The following is a 24333-nucleotide window of genomic DNA, read 5'->3' as shown; positions in this document are numbered from 1 at the left end:
TTCAGGGCCGAAGCGGGGGCCTGGGGGTGGCAGCCCCCAGCAGACGGTCACGCCGACGGACGTTCACCGGACGTCCTCCGTCACACCCAGCGCCCCGAGCAACAACCCCCGGTACTCACCACGCGCCGCCGCCTCCCGGTCGATCTCCAGGTCGAGCCCGATCCGCCCCTCCTCCAGCACCAGCACCCGCTCGGCGAGAGCGACCGCCTCGTCCACGTCGTGCGTGACGAGGAGAACGGACGGCCGGTGCCGCTCCCACAGCTCCCGCAGCAGACCGTGCATCCTGATCCGCGTGAGCGCGTCCAGCGCGCCGAACGGCTCGTCGGCGAGGAGCAGTTCGGGCTCCCGGACCAACGACCGGGCCAGCGCCGCACGCTGCGCCTCCCCGCCGGACAACTCGCTGGGCCAGGCGCGTTCGCGGCCTTTCAGCCCCACCTCCGCGAGGGCCTCCCGGCCCTTCGTCGCCGCCTCTTTGCCGTCCGTTCCAAGCAGTACGTTGTCCAGCACCCGGCGCCAGGGCAGCAGCCGCGAGTCCTGGAAGACCACCGACACCCGCTCGGGTGCGGTGAGTTGACCGCTGCCCTCGACCTCGTGATCGAGGCCGGCGACCGCCCGCAGCAGCGTGCTCTTGCCGGAGCCGCTGTGTCCGAGCAGGGCCGTGAACTGACCGGCCGGGATGTCGAGGTCGATACCGTCGAGGACCTTGCGCCCGCCGAACGACCGTGTGAGGCCCCGGAGTCGGACGGCGGACCGGGTCGTCAGTTGCTCAGTGTGCGTCGCCATGACAGCACCCTCCGTTCGATGAGACGGACCGCGCTGTCGGAGGCCAGGCCGAAGATGCCGTAGATGACCAGGCCGACGAGGATGACGTCGCTCTGGCCGTAGTTCTGGGCCTGGAACATCATGTAGCCGAGTCCGCTGGTGGCGTTGATCTGCTCCAGGACGACCAGGCCGAGCCAGGAGCCGGTGACGCCGAGCCGGAGTCCCACGAAGAATCCGGGCAGCGCACCGGGAACGACGATCTGCCGCACGAACTGGAACCTCGACAGGCCCTGCACCTCGGCGAGTTCGACGAAGCGGCTGTCAATACCGGACAGCGCGGCATGGGTGTTGAGGTAGATCGGGATGTAGACGACGATGGCGATGATCGCGATCTTGAACGTCTCGCCGATGCCCAGCCAGAGGATGAACAGCGGGATCAGCCCGAGGGCCGGGATCGCCCGGTTGAGCTGGACCGTCCCGTCGATCAGCGCCTCGCCGACCCGGCTGAGACCGGCGGCCAGGGCGAGAAGGACGCCGCCGACCAGCCCGATCGCGAAGCCGGAGGCGGCCCGACGCAGGGAGGTCAGGATGTCGGACGGCAGGGTCCCGTCGGTCCACAGCCGTCCACCGGTCCTGAGCACGGTCCAGGGCGCCGGGATCGCGGCCGGGTCGAGCTGTCCGGCGGCGGAGGCACCGGCCCACAGGGCGATGACGAGGGCCGGGCCGATGAGCGGAGCGCCGGGCAGCCGCTTGCCGGGGGAGAGCCGGCGGCGCCTGCGAACCTGGCCGCCGGCCTCCTCGACGGATGTGGCGGCCGTAGCCGTCGTGGCGGACGATACGGATGACGTGGACGCGTTGGCCTCGGGCGGGGCGGCATCGGCCGCGGTGGAGGCGCTGGTGGTCACGGCGGTCACCTCCGGTACTCCGCGGCCACGGACTTCGCCGCGATGCCCTCGAAGCGGTGGTCGAAGAGCGAGCTCACGTCGAACTTCTTCACGAAGCCTCCCTGGGCGAGCAGATCGGCGGTCTCCTGTTCCCACTTGACGGCCTCGGCCCAACTCGGCGGGAACAGAGGCTTGTTGGCGAGCTTGGTGATCGCCTGGGCCTGCGGGAGGGTCAGGTTCTGCGTCTTGACGTAGAACTCCTCGTTCCAGCTGTCGGGGTTCTCGTACGCCCACACCAGGCCCTTGGCCCAGTACGGGATGTACGCGGCGACGGCGGCGGACTTCGCGGGGTCGTTCAGCACGGATACCGGCGCCCACAGCACGCTGAGCAGGTCGACCACGTCCGTGTCGATGCTGCGGGCACCCTTGCCTCCGTACTGCTGGAAATACGCGGGCGCCTGGGCGATGGCCAGCGGCGCGATGTCCACCTGGCCCGACTGCAGGGCGGTGAAGAACTGGTTGCTGGTCAGCGGGACGAGCTTCACGTCGTCGTACGCGAGCCCCGCCTTCTCCAACGCCCGCAGAAGGACGACGCCTTGGGCCTGCCCCTGAGAGAAGGCGAGTTTCCTGCCCTTGAAGTCCGCGACCGTACGAATGTCGCTGCCGGGCTTGGTCGCGAAGAGATAGTTCGGCTTACGGGTGATGTTGATCGCGACGATCTTCGCGTCGAAACCCTGGAAGTGCGCCTGGATCGGTGGAATTCCCGCGTTGTTGGCGAGGTCGAGGGAACCCGAGCGGAAGGCGTTGATGACATCGGGACCGGCGGAGATGTTCTCCCAACTCGACACCTTGAAAGGCAGCTCCCCCAATTTGCCCAGCTTGAACTGGAGTTGCTGGGTACCCGAATACGAGGAGATCTTCAGGCTCGTACCGGACGGGACCCTGTCGGCGAGCGCGGCGGTCGAGGCGCCCTTGCTGTCGGCGGCGGCACTGCTGTTGGCGCAGCCGCTCAACCCGGCGATGCCGGCGGCGGCGCCGAACAGGGACGTGAGGAAGAGCCGTCGGTCGACACCCGGCACGGGAGAAGAAGGCATGGGAGGACTCCGTGAGTTCGGAAGGCTGGAACGCATGCGGAATTCAGGGCACGACAGGGCCACGGAAACAGAATTCACGCAAAAGGGCAGAGCACGCAGCGGGCCGGCGAGAGCAGCGGGCACAGCTGGAACAGCGGGCGCGGAAAGCGCGAAGCTCGGAAGAAATGAGCGCTTCACACGTGGCAACGTGTCAGCAACAGTGGCGACGTGTCAGCAACAGAGGGTGCGACAGCTCACGAAAGGGCTCATGAGGAAGATGTTCCAGGTCATCCGTGGTCCCTGTCAACATTCGGAGTTTCTGAATTAAATAGCCTGAGGTCAAGCGGCGAGTGGATCCCGGTACAGCACATCGAGCGCGACCGAACCGCCGGCCACCGCGAGCACCGAATCCGGGAAACTCGTCGGCACGACAGAGGCCGCGCGGTCGGCGCCGACCCCTTCGCGCAGCGCGGCGAGGCAGTCCTCGCGGTGGATGATCCCGACCTCGGTCACGACCACCGCCTCCGGATTCAGCACGTCGAGCAGCAGTCGCGCGGCCCGCCCCACGGCACCCGCCCGCCGCACCAGCAGCCCTACGGCGACCGGATCACCCTCGGCCGCCGCAGCGACCACATGCATGGGGTTCGTGCCGTTGCCGATGCCCGCCTCCCAGCCCCGTCGGCACAGCGTCCGCTCGCTCAACTCGGCCTGCAGGCAGCCCGTACGCCCGCACTCGCAGGCCTCCGTACCGCCCGGCACCGGCAGATGGGCGATGTCGCCGGCCCGGGAGCGCGGCCCGTGGTGCACCTCGTCGTTGGTCGCGAACGCCGCGTCGACCATGTTGCCGACGAACAGATGCAGCACGCTTCCGCTGCCCCGCGCCGGCCCGAACAGCCGTTCAGCGTTGACCAACGCCCGCGCGTGTCCGTCCACATGGACCGGCAGCCCGGTGCGGGCACCGAGCAGCTCCCGCACCGCCACGTCCCGCCAGCCCAGCATGGGGTGCTCGACGACGGTCCCGGACTCCCGGTCCACCCAGCCGCCCACCGCCACGCCGACACCGAGGGCCCGGCAGCCGGGCAGGTCGTCCAACAGCGCCCTCAGCCCGTCCGCTGCGCGTGCCAGCACCCACCCCGGATCGGTGTGCTCGTGCTTCAGCTCACGCCGGGCGACCACCCGGCCGCGCAGATCCAGCAGCGCCACCGTCGTGTACGGCACGGCCACATGCACCCCGGCGACCACGAACCGCGAGGCGTCCAGGACGACGGGGACGTGCGGGCGCCCCACCCCGTTCGACCGCCGGGGCGCTGCCTCCTCGCGGATCAGACCGAGTTCCGTGAACCGCGCGCAGTAGTCCGTCACCGACGCCGGCGACAGCCCGGTCAGCCGGGCGATGGTGCTGCGCGCCACGGGCCCGTGCTCCAGCACGGACCGCAGGACGACACTCGCGCTCGTCCTGCGCCGATCGGAATCGGCGGCACGAGGCACCCGCGACGAGAGGTGGGAAGGAGAGCTAAGGGTGGGTGCCGAGGCACGGGGCATGGCGATCATCCTCGGGGAACGGGTCCGACACTGCGCCGACTCATGAGGGCTTGGGGAGCCGTGAAGGCTCGGGAGTCCTGTGGAGCGAGACGCGCCGGAGCCGCCTCACCCGGGGCGGCGACAGGTGGCCGTGCCCACGCGTCGCAGGTCGACATAGCGACGCGACGAGAAGTACCGGGACTGGGCGACCATGAACCCGAAGCTAGCAAAACGGCCCGCCCCTGCCCAGACGGCGACCGACGGGCGAGACGGCACCCGTCCGGCGCCGTCTCCACGCGGCGGCCCGTTTGGTGGAAACCTACAGAGGGCCCCCTCCGTGCCTCCGTAGCCCATGCCACCTCACCACCGTGACGGGCATCACGCCGTACCGGGTGTAACAACCACCGTTTGTCGGGAGCCCACCAAGCCGTCGCCGCCCCCTTTGTCGAGCGCTGACGGTGATCGGCCCGAGGACGCTGGGATAGCGTCGCGATGTCCCTTGCCGCCCACATCCTCGCGGAGTCCCCATGGCAACCGCCGTCGCCCCCGCCCGCCCCGGCCAGGTCCTCGCCGACCTGCTCCCCGCCTCCCGCGTCCGGGACGCCGCGCTCGTGCTCGGCGGTGCCGCGCTCACCGGGATCGCCGCCCAGATCGCCGTCCCCGTGCCCGGCTCGCCGGTACCGGTGACCGGGCAGACCTTCGCCGCGCTGCTGGTCGGCACCGCGCTCGGCGCCGGCCGCGGCCTCGCCGCCCTCGTCGTCTACGCCCTGGCCGGTCTGGCCGGCGTGCCGTGGTTCGCGGAGGGCGGCTCGGGCACCTCGGTGTCCTTCGGCTACATCCTCGGCATGATGCTCGCGTCCGCCGCCGTGGGCGCGCTGGCCCGCCGTGGCGCGGACCGCTCGATGCCGCGCATGGCGGGCGCGATGCTCCTCGGCGAGGCGATCATCTACGCGATCGGCGTCCCGTACCTCGCGCTGGCCGCCGACATGAGCATGAGCGCGGCGATCGCCGCCGGCCTCACACCGTTCCTGATCGGCGACGCCCTGAAGGCGGCCCTGGCGATGGGCATCCTGCCGACGGCCTGGAAGCTCGTCGACAAGGACTGATCCGATAGACAGTCCGAGCGATTCCGAAGGATTCCGGGATAAAATCCGGGAGTTGGTGAGGGGAGGGAGCGCGGACTCCGCGCTCCCTCCCCTCACCCGTTCCAGCCGCTCGACCCGTTCACGGGTCAGAGCCCGACGATCAGCCCTGCGGTTGCTGAGGCCGCCGCTGCGACCACCACATGCCCGCCGCCCCGGCGGACAGCAGCGCCGCGCCCACCGCGCCGAGCGGAAGCAGCTCGCGTGCGGGGCCGGTCCTCGGCAGTTCGTCGCCGCCGGGCGCCACCGGCTTGTTGTCGGTGCCGAGCAGCAACGGCGTGGCCGGGGCGTTCGGCGAGGGGTTGGTCGTGCCGAACGGGACCGGGCCCTGCTGCCAGAACGTCTTCGACCCGTCGGCGGTCTGGACGGGCAGACAGATCTTGCCGGTCTTGCCCAGATCGAACGTCGCGTCGACGTCGTACGACTTCGACTTGCCGGCCGCGAGATTTCCGACGGCGCAACTGAAACCGCTGTTCGATCCCTCCGGTAGATCTCCTTCGGCGATTTCCGAACAGCCCTGAACGTTCTTGACCGTCAGGCCGTCGAATCCCACGACCAAAAGCCTGATGTCACCGCTTTCCTTGCTCCCCTCGTTCTTCACGGTGGCGGTGAGCGCCGTTTCTTTCGAACTGTTGTCGACCGAGATACTTTCCGGCAACTGTGTGGTCAACCTGACGCCTGTCGGCGCCGCGTCAACGGCCTTTCCCCCCTTGCTGCTTCCGGGCCCCTGGTCATCCGCGCCGGCGGCGAAGGAAAGGATCATCACGGCCGAGAAAGATGCCGTGAGCAGCGATCCCGTGATGACCGTCGTGCGACCAGAACTCATGTTCGTCCCCCTTGGATCCCCCTGGACCGCGCCTGAATTCGCGGTCCATGAAGAGGTACCACAAGATTTCTCGCCACTATGCTGGTACGGCACGAAGTGTGACCATTGTGGTTCTGGTGGGGCGTGCGTTGAGGGGGTGCAGGGGATTGCCGGGGAATATGGGCGGCGGAGTTCCGGGGCTGGTGGTGACGGGCCGATATCGGCTGGTCGAAAGTATCGGTCAGGGGGGAATGGGGCGGGTGTGGCGGGCCGTCGACGAAATGCTCGACAGGCCGGTCGCGGTCAAGGAAATGCGCATCGACGGACTCGACGCGGAGGACACCCGTACCCGTCGCGAACGCACGCTCCGCGAGGCCAGGGCGGCGGCCCGGATCGACCACCCGAACGTCGTGCGGGTGTACGACGTCGTGGACGAGGGTGAGCGGCTGTGGATCGTCATGGAACTGGTCGACGGCCGCTCCCTCGAACAACTGCTGGTCGCGGACGGCCCGTTGGGCCCGGGTGACACGGCTCGCCTCGGCCTCAGCCTGGTCTCGGCGCTGCGCCAGGTGCATGCCGGGGGCGTACTGCACCGCGACATCAAACCGGGCAACGTCATCGTGGAACGACGCGAGGGCCGGGTCGTCCTCACCGACTTCGGCATCGCCGCCATCCAGGACGCGAAGGCCCTCACCATGGTCGGGATGCTCGTGGGATCCCCCGACTACATGGCACCGGAGCGGGTGTCGGGCCAGTACCAGGGCCCGCCGTCCGACGTGTGGTCCCTCGGCGCGACACTCTGCGCGGCGCTGGGAGGCCGCTCCCCGTTCTCCCGCGAAACCACCCTGGCGACCCTGCACGCGGTCCTGTACGAGGACCCCGAACTCCCCGCCGCAGCAGGCCCGTTGCACGACATCCTGGCCGCCCTCCTGGAGAAGGAACCGTCGGCCAGGCCCGCACTGGAGGACGTTGAGCGGGCACTGAGGCCGGTGGCGTTCCCGGAACCTCCCGAGGAACCGGAGACACCGGAGACGCGGTCATCGGCAGAGCCCCCAACTCCCGTACGGGCGCCCGCGGATGCGCCGACCCCCGCATACCTGGACGCCTCCCTCGTACGGGCCGTGCGAGAGCCCTGGGAACAGTCACCGGAGGAACAGGAACCGGAGCGGGAAGGGGAGCGGGAGTGGCGGGAACCCGAGCCCGCGTCGCCGATGGACGCGATACCCGTCGCGCGTACGATCGCCACCCCGGTCCTGGGAACCCCGCCCCCCGAGGCGTCCAACGCCTCCACCGAAGTCCCCTCCGAGATACGGTCCGAGGCCGGTTCGGCGATCCCCACGCGCAGCGCCGGGGTCCCACTGATCCGAGCCAAGACGCAGACGGTGACGGCGACACAGTCGCGGGCCCAAGCACAGGCGCAGGCGTTGACGGAGAAACGACCGGCGGAACAGCCCCCGCACCCCCCGCAGTCCCACGGTCGCCGCCGTCTGGGGATGCTGGCCGCGGGGGTGGTCACCGTGGGGGCGGTGGTGGGCTTGGTCCTGGCGGCGACGGCAGGCTCACCCGACGACAAGAACACAGCGACTCCCGGGTCGTCGTCCGCACGCTCACCCTCGCCTCCGCCGCCGACCTCGCAGCCCGCCACCCCCACCCGGACCTCCCCCGAGACCTCTCCCGAGCCCACCGTCGAGGGCACCTCCCGCCCGCGCAGCCTGCCGCCCGGCGCGCACGAGGAGGCGGGCGGCTACGCGTGGGCGCCGCCCAGGGGCTGGCGTCGGGACGTGAAGACGGGCGCCGAGGTGCACTACACGTCCCCCGACGGCCGGCAGGAACTCCTCGCCAAGTCCTCCCTGGCACGCGGCGAGTTGCTGGCCACCTGGGAGCAGTCGGAACGCAACGCCCGCCAGGGCCAGGACTACACGAAGATCAGCCTGGGGGAGACGACGTACCAGGATCACCCGGCCGTGGTCTGGGAGTACACCTTCACCCTGGACGGCACCCCCTGGCACGCCAGGCTGCTCGGCTTCGACGTGGAGGGGAAGTCCTACCAGATCAGCACCTGGTACCACCCGGAGATCGAGGATCAGGCGGTACGGACGTACGAACGGGTGAAGGGGTCGTTCACAGTGCTGTGAACGACCCCTTCACCCAACGCGAGACCACCGCGAGACCACCGCGGAACCAGCCGACCGGACCGGCTGACCTGACTGGTCTGCCTGCCCGGTCTGCCTGCCTGGTCGGCCTGGCTAGCCGACCTTGACGACGTCCTCGGCATCGTCGCCGTCATCGACGACGCTCGTGTCCCGGCCACCGTCGACGACCACGGATCCGCGCCCGGTCTTCTGCCGGACGACGGCGATGACGAGCACAACGGCCGCGACCAGCAGCGAGAGCAGTACGGTCTCGCGGCCGTCGTGCTCGGTGTCGGTGAGCATGTAGCCGAGGACGAACACGATGAGGGCGGCGGTCGCCCAGGTCAGATACGGGTACAGCCACATCCGCACGACGAGCTTCTCGGGGGACTCACGCTCGATGATCTTCCGCATGCGCAGCTGCGAGAAGCAGATGACCAGCCAGACGAACAGGGCGACGGCGCCGGAGGAGTTGACGAGGAAGAGGAAGACCGAGTCGGGGAACCGGTAGTTGAAGAAGACGGCGACGAAGCCGAAGACCACAGAGGCGACGATCGCCGCGAGCGGCACACCACGGGACGTGGTCCGAGCGAACGCCTTGGGCGCGTCACCTCGCTGCCCGAGCGAGAACGCCATGCGGGAGGCCGTGTAGAGGCCGGAGTTGAGGCAGGACAGCACCGAGGTCAGCACGATGAAGTTCATGATCTGACCGGCGTGGGCGATACCCAGGGAGTCGAGGGCGGCGACGTACGAGCCCTTCTCCTTGATCGAGGGATCGTTCCAGGGCAGCAGGGTGACGACGACGAAGATCGACCCGAGATAGAAGACGCCGACACGCCAGATGATGCTGTTGGTGGACTTGGTGACGGCCCGCTGCGGGTCCTCGGACTCACCGGCGGCCAGCGTGGCGATCTCGCTCCCCATGAAGGAGAAGACGACGAGCAGCACGCCGGTGAGGATGGCTCCGGGCCCGTTGGGCAGGAACCCACCGTGGTCGGTCAGATTGCCGATCCCGGCCTTGTCGCTGTCGACCCCGGGCAGCACGCCGAACACGGCGAGGGCTCCGATGACGACGAAGGCGCTGATGGCGACGACCTTGATACCGGCGAACCAGAACTCGAACTCGCCGTAGGAACCGACCGAGACGAGGTTGGTCGCGGTCAGCACCATCATCACGATGAGCGCCCAGGCCCACTGCGGTACGGCGGGAATCCACCCTTCGAGGATCGTGGCTCCGGCGGTCGCCTCGACGGCGAGCACGACGACCCAGAAGAACCAGTACAGCCAGCCGATGGAGAACCCGGCCCAGCGCCCGAGCGCCCGGTCAGCGTGCGCGGAGAACGAGCCGGAGGTCGGATTGGCGGCGGACATCTCACCGAGCATCCGCATCACCAGCACGACGAGCGTGCCGACGAGAGCGTAGGAGAGAAGGATGCCCGGCCCGGCGGTACGGATACCGGAGCTGGACCCGACGAAGAGTCCGGCGCCGATGACACCGCCGATGGCGATCATCGAGAGATGTCGGTTCTTGAGCCCGGCCTGAAGACCGGAGGGCGGCTGCGAGGTCATGGGGGAATTCCTTTGCGCCGGGTGAACGGGGTTAGCGCGCCGGTGGGGACGGCGTAAACATTCGGTCCAGTGAATCGGAGGCGTAGAGATTCTTGTACCTTTGAATCCAAATCGTTACTTGAGGTTTTCTTGAGGTTTCGCAGGATTGCCATAGGATTTCGAGATCAGCCCCCGGCGCTGCTTCCCCGAAACAGACATGTCACACTCGGACCATGCGCGTGTATCTCGGCTCCGACCATGCGGGCTTCGAACTCAAGAACCACCTCGTCGAGTGGCTCAGGGAGGCCGGCCACGACCCCGTGGACTGCGGCCCCCACATCTATGACGCCGTCGACGACTACCCGCCCTTCTGCCTCCGCGCCGCGGAGCGCACGGCGGCGGACCCCGACGCCCTCGGCATCGTGATCGGCGGCTCCGGCAACGGCGAGCAGATCGCGGCGAACAAGGTGAAGGGCGTGCGCGCGGCGCTGGCCTGGAGCGAGGAGACCGCGTCGCTGGGCCGCCAGCACAACAACGCCAACGTGGTCGCGGTGGGCTCCCGCATGCACACGCAGGACGAGGCGACGAAGTTCGTGGAGACCTTCCTGGCGACGCCGTTCTCGGAGGACACCCGCCACATCCGCCGCATCGACATGCTGACGGCGTACGAGACGACGGGCGAACTCCCGGAGATCCCGCCCCACCACCCGCAGAGCTAGGGTCCGGCCCCGCCCCCTCTCAGCCCGTCCGGCGTTTGAGGACGAGGCCGTCCAGGCCGACGGGGGGTCTGGGGGCACAGCCCCCAGAACGACGGCGCCTACTCGACAGACCGAGACGGGCGGGCGGGTGGGCAAAAAACCACGAAAGGAAGCCGCGCGTGCCGGAAGGGCACACGATCCACCGCCTGGCCCAGGACTACGCCGCCCACTTCGCAGGAAGACCCGCCACCGTAAGCAGCCCGCAGGGCAAGTTCACCGACGCGGCAGCCCTCCTCACCGGCGCCCCCCTCACCACCGCCGACGCCCACGGCAAACACCTCTTCCTCCGCTTCCGTGAAGCCGACTGGGTCCACATCCACCTCGGCCTCTTCGGCAAGGTCGACTTCGGCGACGCCCCCGCCCCGCCGCCCACGGACACCGTCCGCCTGCGCCTCGCCAACAGCACCTCGTACGTGGACCTCCGAGGTCCCACCACCTGCGCGCTCATCACGGACACCGAGAAGCAGGCGATACACGACCGCCTGGGCCCCGACCCTCTCCGCCCGGACGCCGACCACCAGGCCGCGTACACCCGCGTCAGCCGCAGTCGGACGACCATCGCCGCCCTGCTCATGGACCAGAAGCTCATCGCGGGCGTGGGGAACGTCTACCGGGCCGAGGTCCTGTTCCGGCACGGCATCGACCCGTACCGCCCCGGCAGGGACATCACACCGGCCGAGTGGGACGCCCTCTGGAAGGACCTGGTCGCCCTCATGCGCGAGGGCGTACGCAACAACCGCATCGACACCGTCCGCCCGGAACACACCCCGGAGGCGATGGGCCGCCCGCCGCGCGTCGACGACCACGGCGGCGAGGTCTACGTCTACCGCAGGGCCAACCTGCCCTGCCACCTCTGCGGCGGCGAGATCCGCACCGCCGACCTCGCCGCCCGCAACCTCTTCTGGTGCCCCACCTGCCAGCGAGGCTGAAAACACCCAACCGGACGCCGGGACGCGGGAGTCAGAACCCGTGGGACAACCAGGGCTCCACCGCCGACCCGAACGCCACCGAGGCCTCGGCCAACGCACCCTGCCGAAGCTCCCGCACCCGCCCGGCAGCCGCCAGCCCGGCCAACGGCACCCCGCCCAGATACGCGGCCCCCAACTCCCGTACGGACAAGGCGAGATCAGCCGCATCCTCCGTACGCCGGCACACGGCTCCCTTGGTGTCGCCCGTCAGCCGCCACCGCCCGGAGTTCCACGGACAGAACGCGTCCTCGACATCGAGCACGACATCCACGGGCGTCTGATACGTCCGGGCCTCCAACGCGGCCCCCACGTCCACCAGTCGTACGTACAGCGCGTCCCGTCTGCGCAGCGCGCACCGCCGGATGTCCGTCACCATGTGATGCCACGGCTCCTCGACCGGCCGCCCACGCGAGACGATCTTCGACGTCAGGTCGATGTCGAACAGGAACCGCCACAGCGCGCCCTGGGCAGCGGCGTCGAGCGCCTCCACGTCTTCGACGACGACCGCGCTGTTGGAACCGGTGACGTCCCAGTCGGGCTTGATCCGGAACCGCGCGAACCCCACAACCTCCGTGCCCCGCTCGGCGACCACGCACTGCAACGGCGACGCGCCGTCCCGCTCGCTCTCCGGGTCGAGCACCATGACCCGCTCCCAGCCGGGCATCCGCGCCAGCATCCCGGGCCGCTCCGGCACCCGCCGCGCGTACACCGCCTCGCAGACGTCGAGGGCCTCGGTCGGTACGGCGTACCGCAGCCGTACGTCATCGGCGCCGGCCGGCGCCTCCAGGCGTACCCGCGTCGTGTCGATCTCGAAGGTCAGCGAGTGGGTGGCGGCCCCGTACCCGAACCGCCCGTAGATGGCGGGCTCGGACGCCGTGAGCACGGCCAGCGGCTCGCCCCAGCTCCGTACGTCGTCCAGCTGCCGCCGCATCATCGACGTCAGCACCCCGCGCCTACGGTGCGTGCCGGCCACGCCGACCATCGTGACGCCCGCGGCCCGCACGGACGCACCACCCGGTACGGTTACCCGGAAAGTGAAGGCACCCGCACTGCCCACACACGTGTCACCGTCCCAGGCACCGACAGAGCGGTCGTACTCGGTGAGTGATCTCCACAACTCCCGTTCCTCGGCGGACTCCGGCACCCCACCGAAGGCACGGATCAGGTTGTCGTACCACTGATCCCAGTCTTCGGGCCACAGTACCCGCAGGTCGGTCGTGCCGGAGGTCCTGGAGGTCGTCATGGACCATGAGTACCAGGGCGATGCGGGACGAGCGAGGGAATTTTCCCCTCGGGGCCTCGGACCGGCCCTCGGTGGGTTTCACTGTGAAGTTGAAGCTCGGACGGGGGACAAGTGGGACCTCCCGTGCCAAGCAGCTGGTCCGATGGATAGGGTCCCGAACTAATGGCAGCAGGACGAGAGCGGCGCGCGGAGGCCGAGACGTTCACGGCCCGGTTGAAGAAGCAGGCTCACCGGGTCCGCACCGGCCTGCGCAGATCCGCCGTGGACTACTTCCGGGGCGACGGTTCGGACTGGATCGCGCTCGCCGGACTGCTCATCATGATCCCGGTCATCGCGGCCATGACCCTCGCCAACTCGGTGTGGTGCTCCCCGGCCCTGCTCGTCCTCCCGATCGTCGCCGGCGGTCTCCTTCTGCGCCCGGCCAGCCTGCTGGGCCTGTACGGGGCGGCGGCGACGGCACTGATCGTGGAGTCGGTGAAACTGGGCCCGTACACGGAGGGCCCCTCCAGGGTCACCCCGGGTGTGGTCCTCGTCGTGGCGGCCTGCGGATTCTTCGGCCTGCTGATCGCCCAGTTCCGCAGCAGAGTGGGCGTCCCCTGGCGGCGCGGCGGCACGATGCTGTTCGACCTGCGTGAACGCATCCGCGTCCAGAGCAAGTTGCCGCAGCTGCCGCAGGGCTGGCACCGGGAGATGGCGCTGCGTCCGGCGGGCGGCCAGTCGTTCTCGGGCGACTTCGTGGTGGCGGCCCGTACGAACGGCGGCCGCACGATGGAGGTCGTCCTGACGGACGTCTCCGGCAAGGGCATGGACGCGGGCTCCCGAGCCCTGCTCCTCTCCGGAGCCTTCGGCGGCCTCCTGGGTTCCCTCCCGCCCCACGCCTTCCTCCCGGCGGCGAACGGCTACCTCCTCCGCCAGGACTGGGACGAGGGCTTCGCGACCTCGATCCACCTGGTCCTGGACCTGGACTCCGGCGACTACGAACTCTTCTCGGCCGGCCACCCGCCGGGCCTCCAGCTCAGCGCGGGCACCGGCCGCTGGGAGGAAAAGGCGGCGGAGGGACCGCTGTTGGGCGTGTACGACGGAGCCCAGTTCGACCCCGTGAAGGGATCGCTGCGCCCGGGAGACGTCCTGATGCTGTTCACGGACGGTCTGGTGGAGACGTCGGAACGGGACATCGTCGAGGGCATCGACCGCCTGACCGGCGAGGCCGACCGCTACGTGGCCGGCGGCTTCCACGGTGCGGCCTGGCACCTCATCGAGGCGGTCGCCAAGGACGTCAACGACGACAGGGCCCTCCTGCTCGTCTGCCGAGAGGGCCCCACAGCCCAGGCGACGATCTGACCCGCCCCTCCTCCACGGTCAAGATGACGTCAAGGAATCACCAACACTCGCTCTACCGAACGATCCCGGACGCCCACCGGAGCGACCGAAAACCCGCGCCGAGCCCCAGACTGGCCGGATGAACGAAACCCACGCGCACCCCCCGACCCCTCCGATCTCCCCGACCTCCCCAACTCCCCTGACCCTGGCCGAGGTAGAGGCCATGGCCCGCGCGGCGCACGCGGCGCAGACGGACAAGGCGGGCCGCCCCTACGTGGAGCACCTCCAGGCCGTGGCGGAGGGCGTACGCGCGCGTGGGGGTGACGACGAACAGATCGCGGCGGCCTGGCTGCACGACGCCGTGGAGGACGACGCGCTGGCCGAACGCGACCTGGAGGAGGCCGCGTTGACCCGCCGTACGAAGGACATCGTGCTGGCCGTCACCAAGCGCGCGGGGGAGACCCCCGAGGCGTACGCCAGGCGCGTCCTCGACACCCCGGGCGCGCTGCTGGTCAAGGAGTCGGACCTCGCGCACAACGCGGACCCGGCCCGCCTGTCGGCCCTGGACGCCCCGACCCGTGATCGCCTCACCCGGAAATACGCCAGGATGCGGACACTTCTCGGCCTCCAGAGAGGTGAATATCAGCGCAAGCACCCATAAGGAACACATTTCTGTGCCCTTTGTTTATCTATGGCGACAAAACGATCCGGTGGGACCGATGATGCGTCACCGGCCGCATACGGCGGCCTCGTTGGTGGCACGATGGATCTGGCGGGGGTGCGAGGGAAAGCATCCCTGGGCCGGTAGTGCGAACCGACCATAGGGTGTGATCAGTGTGGCCATTTCGTTGTCAGTGGTGCTGATGTTGGGAATCATCCTGGTGGTGCTGATTCGCGGAGGCACGATCAAGGCGGGTCCGGCGGTCGTCGCCATCCTCTTCGGCTTCTTCCTCGCCTCGACGGGCATGGCCGACGACATCCAACGCTTCCTGAACTCGATAGCGGACACGATCAACGAGATCCAGTTCTGACCAGGCGGCCCGGCCGGGCCGTGCGGCCACAGGGGCCGACCGCCGGCGAGAAAACGCGACCGGCCCGGTTCCAGGGAACCGGGCCGGCGGCGAGAACAGAGCGGGCGACGGGAATCGAACCCGCGTAGCTAGTTTGGAAGACTAGGGCTCTACCATTGAGCTACGCCCGCACAGGTGCGCCGCAGGTCAGCTGACCGCGGCACAGAAACCATCGTAGCGGTTCGGGGCCCCTCGACGCACACCGCGTTTCCAGTCCTGAAATGCGGCAACCCCGGGGCCTGCGGGCATGTACCCTACGTGTCGCACCAGACGGGGTGTGGCGCAGCTTGGTAGCGCGTCCGCTTTGGGAGCGGAAGGCCGTGGGTTCAAATCCCGCCACCCCGACCACGTGCCGGACCACCGGCAGCATCGTCTTCAAGATCACCTTTTGGGGCGTGTACCGCCTGCGGCTACTATGCAGACTGCGCGCCCGTGTGTCTGCGTTGTTTACGTCCCTCAAGGGCCGCGAATCCGCTGAGGCTCCGCCGCGTCCGACAACAGGACAATCAGCAGAACCCGCAGCAGAACCCCAAGAAGTCAGCCCCCAAGGAGACCGAACCGTGAAGAGCGCCGTGGAGACCCTGAACCCGACCCGGGTTCGGCTCAGCATCGAGGTGCCCTTCGAGGAGCTCAAGGACAGCCTCGACGCGGCGTACAAGAAGATCAACCAGCAGGTCACGGTGAAGGGCTTCCGGAAGGGCAAGATCCCGGCGCGCATCATCGACCAGCGGTTCGGCCGCGGTGCGGTCCTGGAGGAGGCGGTCAACGACGCGCTCCCGAAGTTCTACACCGAAGCGGTCAACGAGGCCGAGCTCAACGTCCTGGGCCAGCCCGAGGTCGACATCACGGAGTTGAAGGACGGCGAGACGCTGAACTTCACCGCCGAGGTCGACGTCCGCCCGACCATCGAGATCCCGGACTACTCCGGCATCGAGGTCGAGGTCGACGCGATCGAGGTCACCGAGGAGGACATCGACAAGTCGGTGGAGCAGCTCCGTGAGCGCTTCGCCTCCACCTCCCCGGTCGAGCGTGCCGCCGCGGACGGCGACGTCGTGACGCTGGACCTGGAGGCCAAGGTCGACGGCGAGGTGCTGGAGGACGGCATCGCGAACGGCCTGTCCTACACCATCGGCTCCGGCGAGCTGCTGGACGGCGTCGACGAGGCCGTGACGGGCGTGGAGGCCGGTGGCGAGGCCACCTTCACCTCCGAGCTCAAGGGCGGCTCGGCGGCCGGCAAGGAGGCCGAGGTCACCGTCAGGGTCACCCAGGTCGCCGCCCGTGAACTCCCGGCCCTGGACGACGAGTTCGCCCAGCTCGCCTCCGAGTTCGACACCCTGGAGGAGCTGCGCGCGGACAGCCGCAAGCGCCTCGAGAACATGAAGCAGTACGACCAGGCCACGCAGGCCCAGGAGCGCGTCCTGGAGAAGCTGCTGGAGCTCGTCGAGGTGCCCGTCCCCGAGAAGCTTCTCGAGGAAGAGGTCAACACCCGCAAGCACAACCTGGAGCACCACCAGCTCGGTCAGATGGGCCTCGACCTCGAGAAGTACCTCGAGATCCAGGGCAAGACGGCCGAGGAGTTCGACACCGAGACCAAGGAAGCCGCGGTCAAGGGCATCAAGACCCAGTTCGTCCTCGACGAGCTGGTCAACAAGGAGAAGCTGAACGTCAACCAGGAGGAGCTCACCGAGCACCTCATGCGGCGCGCGGCCTCCTCCGGCATGTCCCCCGACCAGTTCGCCCAGGCGGTCGTCGAGGGCGGTCAGGTCCCGATGCTGGTCGGCGAGGTCGCCCGCGGCAAGGCCCTCGCGGTCGTCGTCGAGGCCGCCACGGTCAAGGACACCAACGGCGAGATCATCGACCTCGACGACGAGGAAGAGGACGAGACCACGGAGGCCTCCTCCGAGGAGACCCCGGCCGTCGAGGCCGAGGCCGAGACCGAGGCCACCGAGGACAAGCCCGAGGCCTGACAGCCACGGCACCTCTGAATCACACGTAAGCAGCTGGACAGGCCCCCGGGGAACTTCGATCCCCGGGGGCCTGTCCGTGCCCTGAAGGGGCGCGGGGAACTGCGCGACAAGCCCCCACGGGCCGCAGGCGACCCACTCCCGGCGGAGCCACGGCGAGAAGCACCAGGGGGCCCGGGGCACAGCCCCGTGACGCTCGCCGAGACCCCGCTCACCGCACAGCCGACGCTGACCGGAAACCCTGCTCAACCCCGCGGAGCACATGCGCTCACAGCGAACAGTTCCCTTCCCGGGATTCCCCGGAGGGACCCGCGCGTTAGGGTCCATGAGAGCGAGGGCAGGGGAGTCCCCGACAACCGTCGGACGGCTTCACGCCCCGGCAGAACACGTGAGACGGCCCGGCGCCGTCGTAAGACGAGCAGGTGGACACGACGTGACGAATCTGATGCCTTCCGCCGCCGGCGAGCCTTCCATCGGCGGTGGCCTCGGCGACCAGGTCTACAACCGGCTGCTCAACGAGCGGATCATCTTCCTCGGCCAGCCGGTCGACGACGACATCGCGAACAAGATCACCGCGCAGCTGCTGCTCCTCGCGGCGGCTGACCCGGACAAGGACATCAACCTCTACATCAACAGCCCCGGTGGCTCGATCACGGCCGGCATGGCGATCTACGACACCATGCAGTTCATCAAGAACGACGTGGTGACCATCGCCATGGGTCTCGCCGCCTCCATGGGCCAGTTCCTGCTCAGCGCGGGTACGCCCGGCAAGCGCTTCGCCCTGCCGAACGCCGAGATCCTGATCCACCAGCCCTCCGCGGGCCTCGCGGGTTCGGCCTCGGACATCAAGATCCACGCCGAGCGGCTGCTGCACACCAAGAAGCGTATGGCCGAGCTCACGTCGCAGCACACGGGCCAGACCGTCGAGCAGGTCACCCGGGACTCGGACCGCGACCGCTGGTTCGACCCCGAGGAGGCCAAGGCGTACGGCCTCATCGACGACGTCATCGCCACGGCCGCAGGCATCCCGGGCGGCGGCGGCACGGGGGTGTAAGTGCCCTCAACGCCCTCCAGCCCCCGCCTAAGCCCCTTTCAGGAGACACCGTGAACGACTTCCCCGGCAGCGGCCTCTACGACCGCACGAGGGCCGCCCAGGCCGCCCAGGCGGAGTACACCGGCCCCATCGCCGAATCCCGCTACGTCATCCCGCGCTTCGTCGAGCGCACCTCGCAGGGCGTGCGTGAGTACGACCCGTACGCGAAGCTCTTCGAGGAGCGTGTGATCTTCCTCGGCGTGCAGATCGACGACGCCTCCGCCAACGACGTCATGGCGCAGCTGCTGTGCCTGGAGTCGATGGACCCCGACCGGGACATCTCGGTCTACATCAACAGCCCCGGCGGCTCCTTCACGGCGCTCACCGCGATCTACGACACGATGCAGTTCGTGAAGCCGGACGTCCAGACGGTCTGCATGGGCCAGGCGGCCTCCGCCGCCGCGATCCTCCTCGCGGCCGGTACGCCGGGCAAGCGTATGGCGCTGCCCAACGCGCGCGTGCTGATCCACCAGCCGTACAGCGAGACCGGTCGCGGGCAGGTCTCCGACCTGGAGATCGCGGCCAACGAGATCCTCCGGATGCGTGCCCAGCTGGAGGACATGCTGGCCAAGCACTCCACCACGCCGATCGAGAAGATCCGCGAGGACATCGAGCGCGACAAGATCCTCACGGCCGAGGACGCGCTGTCGTACGGACTGATCGACCAGATCATTTCCACCCGGAAGATGAACAACGCCAGCGTCCGCTGACGTACTCGTAGGCGTACTGGTAGGCGGAGAAGCTGTATCGTCTGCCGCCCCTTGGCACGGTTCGACTCGGCGCACGTCGAAGTGAACCGTGCCAAGGGGGGCCCGAACGAGGGGCCCGGCAAGGTACCGTCGACATAAGGCAGCACCAGGAGCCGCTGTACGTAGGCGTCTCCCAGGCGAAGGGGAAGCACACCGTGGCACGCATCGGTGACGGCGGCGATCTGCTCAAGTGCTCGTTCTGTGGCAAGAGCCAGAAGCAGGTCAAGAAGCTCATCGCAGGCCCCGGTGTATACATCTGCGACGAGTGCATCGATCTCTGCAACGAGATCATCGAGGAAGAGCTCGCCGAGACGAGTGAGGTCCGGTGGGAGGAACTCCCCAAGCCTCGCGAGATCTACGAGTTCCTCGAGGGGTACGTAGTCGGTCAGGAGTCGGCCAAGAAGGCCCTGTCCGTCGCGGTGTACAACCACTACAAGCGGGTCCAGGCCGGTGAGAACGGCGGTGGTCAGAGCCGTGACGACGCCATCGAGTTGGCGAAGTCGAACATCCTGCTGCTGGGCCCCACGGGCTCCGGCAAGACCCTCCTCGCGCAGACCCTGGCGCGCATGCTGAACGTCCCGTTCGCCATCGCCGACGCGACGGCGCTGACGGAGGCCGGGTATGTCGGCGAGGACGTCGAGAACATCCTGTTGAAGCTGATCCAGGCGGCGGACTACGACGTCAAGAAGGCCGAGACCGGGATCATCTACATCGACGAGATCGACAAGGTCGCGCGGAAGAGTGAAAACCCGTCGATCACGCGTGACGTGTCCGGCGAGGGGGTCCAGCAGGCACTGCTGAAGATCCTCGAAGGCACGACGGCCTCCGTCCCGCCGCAGGGCGGACGCAAGCACCCGCACCAGGAGTTCATCCAGATCGACACGACGAACGTCCTGTTCATCGTGGGCGGTGCCTTCGCGGGCCTGGAGAAGCTCGTCGAGTCCCGCGCGGGTGCCAAGGGCATCGGCTTCGGCGCCACGATCCGCTCCAAGAAGGAGCTGGAGGCGAAGGACCGCTTCGAGGACGTCATGCCCGAGGACCTGGTGAAGTTCGGCATGATCCCCGAGTTCATCGGCCGCCTCCCCGTCATCACCTCGGTCCACAACCTCGACCGTGAGGCCCTCCTCCAGATCCTGGTGGAGCCGCGCAACGCCCTCGTCAAGCAGTACCAGCGCCTCTTCGAACTCGACGGCGTGGAGCTGGACTTCGAGCGCGAGGCCCTGGAGGCCATCGCCGACCAGGCGATCCTGCGCCAGACCGGCGCGCGCGGCCTGCGCGCCATCATGGAGGAGGTCCTCCAGGCGGTGATGTACGAGGTCCCGTCCCGCAAGGACGTGGCCCGCGTCGTCATCACGGTGGACGTCGTCCTGAAGAACGTGAACCCCACCCTGATCCCGAGGGACGCGCGCGGCCGCGGCCCGGGCGAGCAGAAGACGGCGTAACGGCAGGGCGGTACAAGGGAATTGACAGAACTGCGGAGGGGCCCCGGTCAACAGACCGGGGCCCCTCCGCAGTTGACGTCGCCGCCGAGGCGTGTCAGGCCTTGACGCGCACTTCCTTGCGGAGCTTGGCGGCGAACTCGGCCGCCTCCTCCATCGTGGCGGACTTGCCCACGGTCAGGGCTGCGAGGTCGTACGTCAGGACGTAGCTGAGGGTGCTGTGGTCGCCCCAGATGCAGAACGGCATCTTCGTCGTCTTGCCGGACTCGGAGGTCTCGATCTCCTGGCACTTCATGACGCCGTTGTCGAACCCGGCCGGCGTGAACTCCTGCGGGCTGCCGACGAGTTTGCCGTCGTCGGCGGACCCGCTCTTCGTCGACTCCGCCTTCATCTGGGCGAACATCGCGTCGACGACCTTCTCCGGGTCGTCGATGGTGCCGTACACGCCGGAGAACATCACGTTCTTGGCGGTGAGACCCTCGCCCGAGGCGTACATGGCGCTGACGTCCTTGGGGTTCTGCACCCCCCAGGACTCGGCGTCCTTGATCTCGTCCGCGGTCAACCCGTCGCTCTCGGAGTTCCCGCTCTTCTTGTACTCGCCGTCGAGCACCGTCGCCGGCGCCGTCAGCTTGTGCGCGCCGTCGTCGGCGATGTCGGAGCCGCCGCTCGAACCGCCGCTCAGCACGAAGTACGCCCCCACGGCGACGGCGGCCACTACAGCCACCGCCCCGATGACGATCCCCGTCTTCTTCTTGCCCCCGCCCGGCGCCGGCGGCTGCGGAACCCCGTAGGGGGCCTGGCCGTACGGCGGCTGCTGGCCGTAGGCGTCGGGCTGCTGCGGATAGCCGTAACCGGGCTGCGGGGGAGCCTGCTGCGGATAGCCGTAGCCAGGCTGCGGCGGAGGCGTCTGCTGCGGGTAGCCGTAGCCCGGCTGGGGAGCCGTCGGAGGACCCGGAGGTGCCTGCGGAGGCTGACCGTAAGGGCCCGGCTGGGCCGGCTGCCCGTACGGTCCGGGCTGCTGCGGCGGTCCGTCGTACGGGCCCGGCTGGTTGTGGCTCATCTCTGGGTTCCCCTCCAGATACTTATGTGTTCCTGACATCCTCGCGCAGGCCAGGAGTCCGAGTTGCCCCGGGTGTGCCACCGTTACGAAAGAAACGTGTTTCGGGACACGGCGGTGACGCCTCTAAACTGACCGGGTGACCGAGAACGCTCAGCAGCAGCCAACAGCGCCCATCACCGAACTGCCGACCCAGTACGCGCCGGCCGAGGTAGAGGGGAAGCTGTACGAGCGCTGGGTGGACCGGGGTTACTTCGCCGCCGACGCGAAGAGCGACAAGCCCGCCTACACCATCGTCATCCCGCCGCCGAACGTCACCGGCTCCCTCCACCTGGGCCACGCCTTCCAGCACACGCTCATGGACGCCCTCACCCGCCGCAAGCGCATGCAGGGCTACGAGTCGCTCTGGCTCCCCGGCATGGACCACGCCGGCATCGCCACCCAGAACAAGGTCGAGCAGCAGCTTGCCGAGGAGGGCAAGTCGCGGCACGACCTGGGGCGCGAGGAGTTCGTCGAGCGGGTCTGGCAGTGGAAGGAGGAGTACGGCGGCAGGATCCTGGGCCAGATGCGTCGCCTCGGCGACGGCGTCGACTGGTCGCGTGAGCGCTTCACCATGGACGAGGGGCTGTCCAAGGCAGTCCAGACGATCTTCAAGCGGCTCTTCGACGACGAGCTGATCTACCGCGCCGAGCGGATCATCAACTGGTGTCCGCGCTGTCTGACGGCCATCTCGGACATCGAGGTCGACTACCAGGACGACGACGGCGAGCTCGTCTCCATCAAGTACGGCGAGGGCGAGGACACCCTCGTCGTCGCGACGACCCGCGCCGAGACCATGCTCGGTGACACCGCGGTCGCGGTCCACCCGGACGACGAGCGGTACGCGCATCTCGTCGGCAGGCGGATCAAGCTGCCGCTGACCAACCGCACCATCCCGGTCGTCGCGGACACGCACGTCGACCCCGAGTTCGGCACCGGCGCGGTCAAGGTGACCCCCGCCCACGACCCCAACGACTTCGCCATCGGCCAGCGCCACGGCCTGGAGTCGCTGACGGTCATGGACGAGCGCGGCATCATCACCGTCCACGGCCCCTTCCAGGGCCTGGACCGTTTCGAGGCCCGCTCCACGATCGTCAACGCGCTGCGCGAGCAGGGCCGGATCGTCGCCGAGAAGCGGCCGTACGTCCACTCGGTCGGCCACTGCTCACGCTGCAAGACGACCGTCGAGCCCCGGCTGTCGATGCAGTGGTGGGTCAAGGTCGAGCCGCTCGCCAAGGCGGCCGGTGACGCGGTCCGTGACGGCCAGGTCACGATCCACCCGCAGGACATGTCGAAGCGCTACTTCGACTGGGTCGACAACATGCACGACTGGTGCATCTCGCGCCAGCTGTGGTGGGGCCACCGGATTCCGGTCTGGTACGGCCCCGAGGGCCAGGTCGTCTGCGTCGGACCCGACGACGAGACGCCGACCGGCGAGGGCTGGACGCAGGACGAGGACGTCCTCGACACCTGGTTCTCCTCCGGCCTGTGGCCCTTCTCCACCCTCGGATGGCCGGAACAGACCCCGGACCTGGAGAAGTTCTACAAGACCGATGTCCTGCTCACCGGCCACGACATCATCTTCTTCTGGGTCGCCCGGATGATGATGTTCGGCCTCTACGCGATGGACGGCGAAGCCCCGTTCCACACCATCGCGTTGACCGGCCTCGTCCGTGACGAGTTCGGCAAGAAGATGTCGAAGTCCAACCCCAACGCGGTGGACCCCCTCGACTGGATGGACGCGTACGGCTCGGACGCCGTCCGCTTCACCCTGGCCAAGGGCGCCAACCCGGGCGCGGACGTCCCGATCGGCGAGGACTGGGTCCAGGCGTCCCGGAACTTCACCAACAAGATCTGGAACGCCACCCGCTTCGCCCTGATGAACGGCGCCACCGTCGAGGGCGAACTCCCGCCCGTGGAGCGGCTGTCGGCGACGGACCGCTGGATCCTGTCCCGGCTGAACAAGACCGTGGCCGAGATCGACGCGTTCTACGACGACTACCAGTTCGCCAAGCTCAGTGAGTCCCTCTACCACTTCGCGTGGGACGAGGTCTTCGACTGGTACGTCGAGCTGTCGAAGACCACGTTCTTCGCGGGCGGCGAGCAGGCCAAGGTCTCCGGCCGGGTCCTCGGCGAGGTCCTCGACGTGATGCTGCGGGTCCTGCACCCCATCGTCCCGTTCGTCACCGAGACCCTGTGGACGACGCTGACCGGCGGCGAGACCCTCGTCACCGCCGACTGGCCCAAGGACAGCGGCTTCCGCGACGAGGCCGCCGAGCAGGAGATCGCGCTGGTCCAGCGGGTCGTCACCGAGGTCCGCCGGTTCCGCAAGGACCAGGGCCTGAAGGACGGCCAGAAGGTCCCGGCTCGCCTCACCCTCGACGGCACCGCGCTCGCCGCGCACGAGGCGGCCATCCGCCAGCTCCTCCGCCTCCAGCCCGAGGAGGACGGCTTCCACGCCACCGCGACCCTCCCGGTCGCCGGCGCCACGGTCGCCCTCGACCTCTCCGGCACGATCGACGTCGAGGCCGAGCGCAAGCGCCTGGCGAAGGACCTGGCGGCGGCGGAGAAGGAACGGCAGCAGGCCGAGGCCAAGCTCGGCAACGAGGCCTTCCTGGCAAAGGCCCCGGACAACGTGGTCGACAAGATCCGCGGCCGCCTGGCCAAGGCCGACGAGGACATGGCCCGCATCCAGACCCAGTTGGAGGGCTTGCCCCAGGCGTAAGAGGGTTCGTACGGCGACAGGCCCCCGGGGACTTCGATCCC

20 protein-coding genes and 2 tRNA genes are annotated in these 24333 nt (G+C 68.7%); 13 read left to right on the top strand and 9 right to left on the bottom strand.

Going from position 1 to position 24333, the window contains the following annotated elements:
• Nucleotides 1-63 precede the first annotated feature (63 nt).
• The 4 genes from PV734_RS43990 to PV734_RS43975 all read right to left on the bottom strand — a co-directional run bounded on the left by PV734_RS43990 (nt 64) and on the right by PV734_RS43975 (nt 4261).
• The gene (locus PV734_RS43990) at nt 64-783 is read right to left on the bottom strand and encodes an ABC transporter ATP-binding protein (protein WP_319090003.1); all 720 of its coding nucleotides are present in this window, start codon (nt 781-783) and stop codon (nt 64-66) included.
• Entirely contained in the window at nt 759-1667 is a 909-nt protein-coding gene (locus PV734_RS43985) for an ABC transporter permease (RefSeq protein WP_319090002.1), read from the bottom strand. Before PV734_RS43985 ends, PV734_RS43990 begins: the two co-directional genes overlap by 25 nt.
• A 5-nt stretch (nt 1668-1672) precedes the next feature.
• Nucleotides 1673-2740 (bottom strand): ABC transporter substrate-binding protein, encoded by a 1068-nt coding sequence (locus PV734_RS43980; RefSeq protein ID WP_319090001.1) that lies wholly within the window; start codon nt 2738-2740, stop codon nt 1673-1675.
• A 318-nt stretch (nt 2741-3058) separates the two neighbouring features.
• Nucleotides 3059-4261: an ROK family transcriptional regulator gene (locus PV734_RS43975; protein WP_319294857.1), complete on the bottom strand. Its 1203-nt coding sequence runs from the start codon at nt 4259-4261 to the stop codon at nt 3059-3061.
• Nucleotides 4262-4767: 506 nt separating this feature from the next.
• Here PV734_RS43975 and PV734_RS43970 point away from each other — a divergent pair.
• Entirely contained in the window at nt 4768-5346 is a 579-nt protein-coding gene (locus PV734_RS43970) for a biotin transporter BioY (protein WP_319089999.1), read from the top strand.
• Nucleotides 5347-5485: 139 nt separating this feature from the next.
• On the opposite strand, the gene PV734_RS43965 is transcribed toward PV734_RS43970, so the two are convergent.
• Nucleotides 5486-6208 (bottom strand): hypothetical protein, encoded by a 723-nt coding sequence (locus tag PV734_RS43965; protein WP_319090670.1) that lies wholly within the window; start codon nt 6206-6208, stop codon nt 5486-5488.
• Nucleotides 6209-6438: 230 nt separating this feature from the next.
• Here PV734_RS43965 and PV734_RS43960 point away from each other — a divergent pair, with 230 nt between their 5' ends.
• Entirely contained in the window at nt 6439-8322 is a 1884-nt protein-coding gene (locus tag PV734_RS43960; RefSeq protein WP_415924377.1) for a protein kinase domain-containing protein, read from the top strand.
• A gap of 111 nt (nt 8323-8433) precedes the next feature.
• Here PV734_RS43960 and PV734_RS43955 read toward each other — a convergent pair whose 3' ends face one another.
• On the bottom strand, nt 8434-9888 hold the full coding sequence (locus PV734_RS43955; protein ID WP_319089997.1) for an amino acid permease: 1455 nt from the start codon (nt 9886-9888) through the stop codon (nt 8434-8436).
• Nucleotides 9889-10100: 212 nt separating this feature from the next.
• Here PV734_RS43955 and PV734_RS43950 point away from each other — a divergent pair, with 212 nt between their 5' ends.
• A complete protein-coding gene (locus PV734_RS43950) occupies nt 10101-10586 on the top strand; it encodes a ribose-5-phosphate isomerase (protein WP_319089996.1) in 486 nt (161 codons plus the stop codon).
• Between the two features lie 158 nt (nt 10587-10744).
• Entirely contained in the window at nt 10745-11554 is an 810-nt protein-coding gene (locus PV734_RS43945; RefSeq protein WP_319089995.1) for an Fpg/Nei family DNA glycosylase, read from the top strand.
• Nucleotides 11555-11585: 31 nt separating this feature from the next.
• Here PV734_RS43945 and PV734_RS43940 read toward each other — a convergent pair whose 3' ends face one another.
• Entirely contained in the window at nt 11586-12836 is a 1251-nt protein-coding gene (locus PV734_RS43940; protein ID WP_319294855.1) for a GNAT family N-acetyltransferase, read from the bottom strand.
• 162 nt (nt 12837-12998) lie between these two features.
• Here PV734_RS43940 and PV734_RS43935 point away from each other — a divergent pair, with 162 nt between their 5' ends.
• The 3 genes from PV734_RS43935 (at nt 12999) to PV734_RS43925 (ending at nt 15187) form a co-directional block, all read left to right on the top strand.
• Nucleotides 12999-14177, top strand: a complete 1179-nt coding sequence (locus PV734_RS43935; RefSeq protein WP_319089993.1) for a PP2C family protein-serine/threonine phosphatase — start codon at nt 12999-13001, stop codon at nt 14175-14177.
• Nucleotides 14178-14295: 118 nt separating this feature from the next.
• The gene (locus tag PV734_RS43930) at nt 14296-14817 is read left to right on the top strand and encodes an HD domain-containing protein (protein WP_319089992.1); all 522 of its coding nucleotides are present in this window, start codon (nt 14296-14298) and stop codon (nt 14815-14817) included.
• Nucleotides 14818-14992: 175 nt separating this feature from the next.
• Nucleotides 14993-15187, top strand: coding sequence for a hypothetical protein (locus tag PV734_RS43925; protein WP_006383514.1), 195 nt, complete (start codon nt 14993-14995; stop codon nt 15185-15187).
• A 99-nt stretch (nt 15188-15286) separates the two neighbouring features.
• On the opposite strand, the gene PV734_RS43920 is transcribed toward PV734_RS43925, so the two are convergent.
• A tRNA-Gly gene (locus PV734_RS43920) sits at nt 15287-15357 on the bottom strand.
• Nucleotides 15358-15497: 140 nt separating this feature from the next.
• Here PV734_RS43920 and PV734_RS43915 point away from each other — a divergent pair.
• From PV734_RS43915 to clpX, 5 genes are all read left to right on the top strand, one after another.
• A tRNA-Pro gene (locus tag PV734_RS43915) sits at nt 15498-15574 on the top strand.
• A gap of 212 nt (nt 15575-15786) precedes the next feature.
• Nucleotides 15787-17193, top strand: coding sequence for a trigger factor (tig, locus tag PV734_RS43910; RefSeq protein WP_319294854.1), 1407 nt, complete (start codon nt 15787-15789; stop codon nt 17191-17193).
• A 442-nt stretch (nt 17194-17635) separates the two neighbouring features.
• Nucleotides 17636-18244, top strand: coding sequence for an ATP-dependent Clp protease proteolytic subunit (locus PV734_RS43905; protein ID WP_319090669.1), 609 nt, complete (start codon nt 17636-17638; stop codon nt 18242-18244).
• Between the two features lie 50 nt (nt 18245-18294).
• Nucleotides 18295-18993: an ATP-dependent Clp protease proteolytic subunit gene (locus PV734_RS43900; RefSeq protein WP_319089990.1), complete on the top strand. Its 699-nt coding sequence runs from the start codon at nt 18295-18297 to the stop codon at nt 18991-18993.
• Between the two features lie 194 nt (nt 18994-19187).
• Nucleotides 19188-20474 (top strand): ATP-dependent Clp protease ATP-binding subunit ClpX, encoded by a 1287-nt coding sequence (clpX, locus tag PV734_RS43895; protein WP_319089989.1) that lies wholly within the window; start codon nt 19188-19190, stop codon nt 20472-20474.
• Nucleotides 20475-20568: 94 nt separating this feature from the next.
• Here the strand turns inward: clpX and PV734_RS43890 are convergent, their stop codons facing one another.
• The gene (locus PV734_RS43890) at nt 20569-21531 is read right to left on the bottom strand and encodes a hypothetical protein (protein ID WP_319089988.1); all 963 of its coding nucleotides are present in this window, start codon (nt 21529-21531) and stop codon (nt 20569-20571) included.
• Between the two features lie 136 nt (nt 21532-21667).
• On the opposite strand from PV734_RS43890, the gene PV734_RS43885 reads away from it, so the two are divergent.
• A complete protein-coding gene (locus tag PV734_RS43885; RefSeq protein WP_319294853.1) occupies nt 21668-24292 on the top strand; it encodes a valine--tRNA ligase in 2625 nt (874 codons plus the stop codon).
• Nucleotides 24293-24333: the final 41 nt, after the last annotated feature.

It is taken from the genome of Streptomyces sp. AK08-02 (assembly GCF_033795085.1).
Classification (GTDB): Bacteria; Actinomycetota; Actinomycetes; order Streptomycetales; family Streptomycetaceae; genus Streptomyces; species Streptomyces echiniscabiei.
This window is presented reverse-complemented; position numbering and strand designations above follow the sequence as displayed.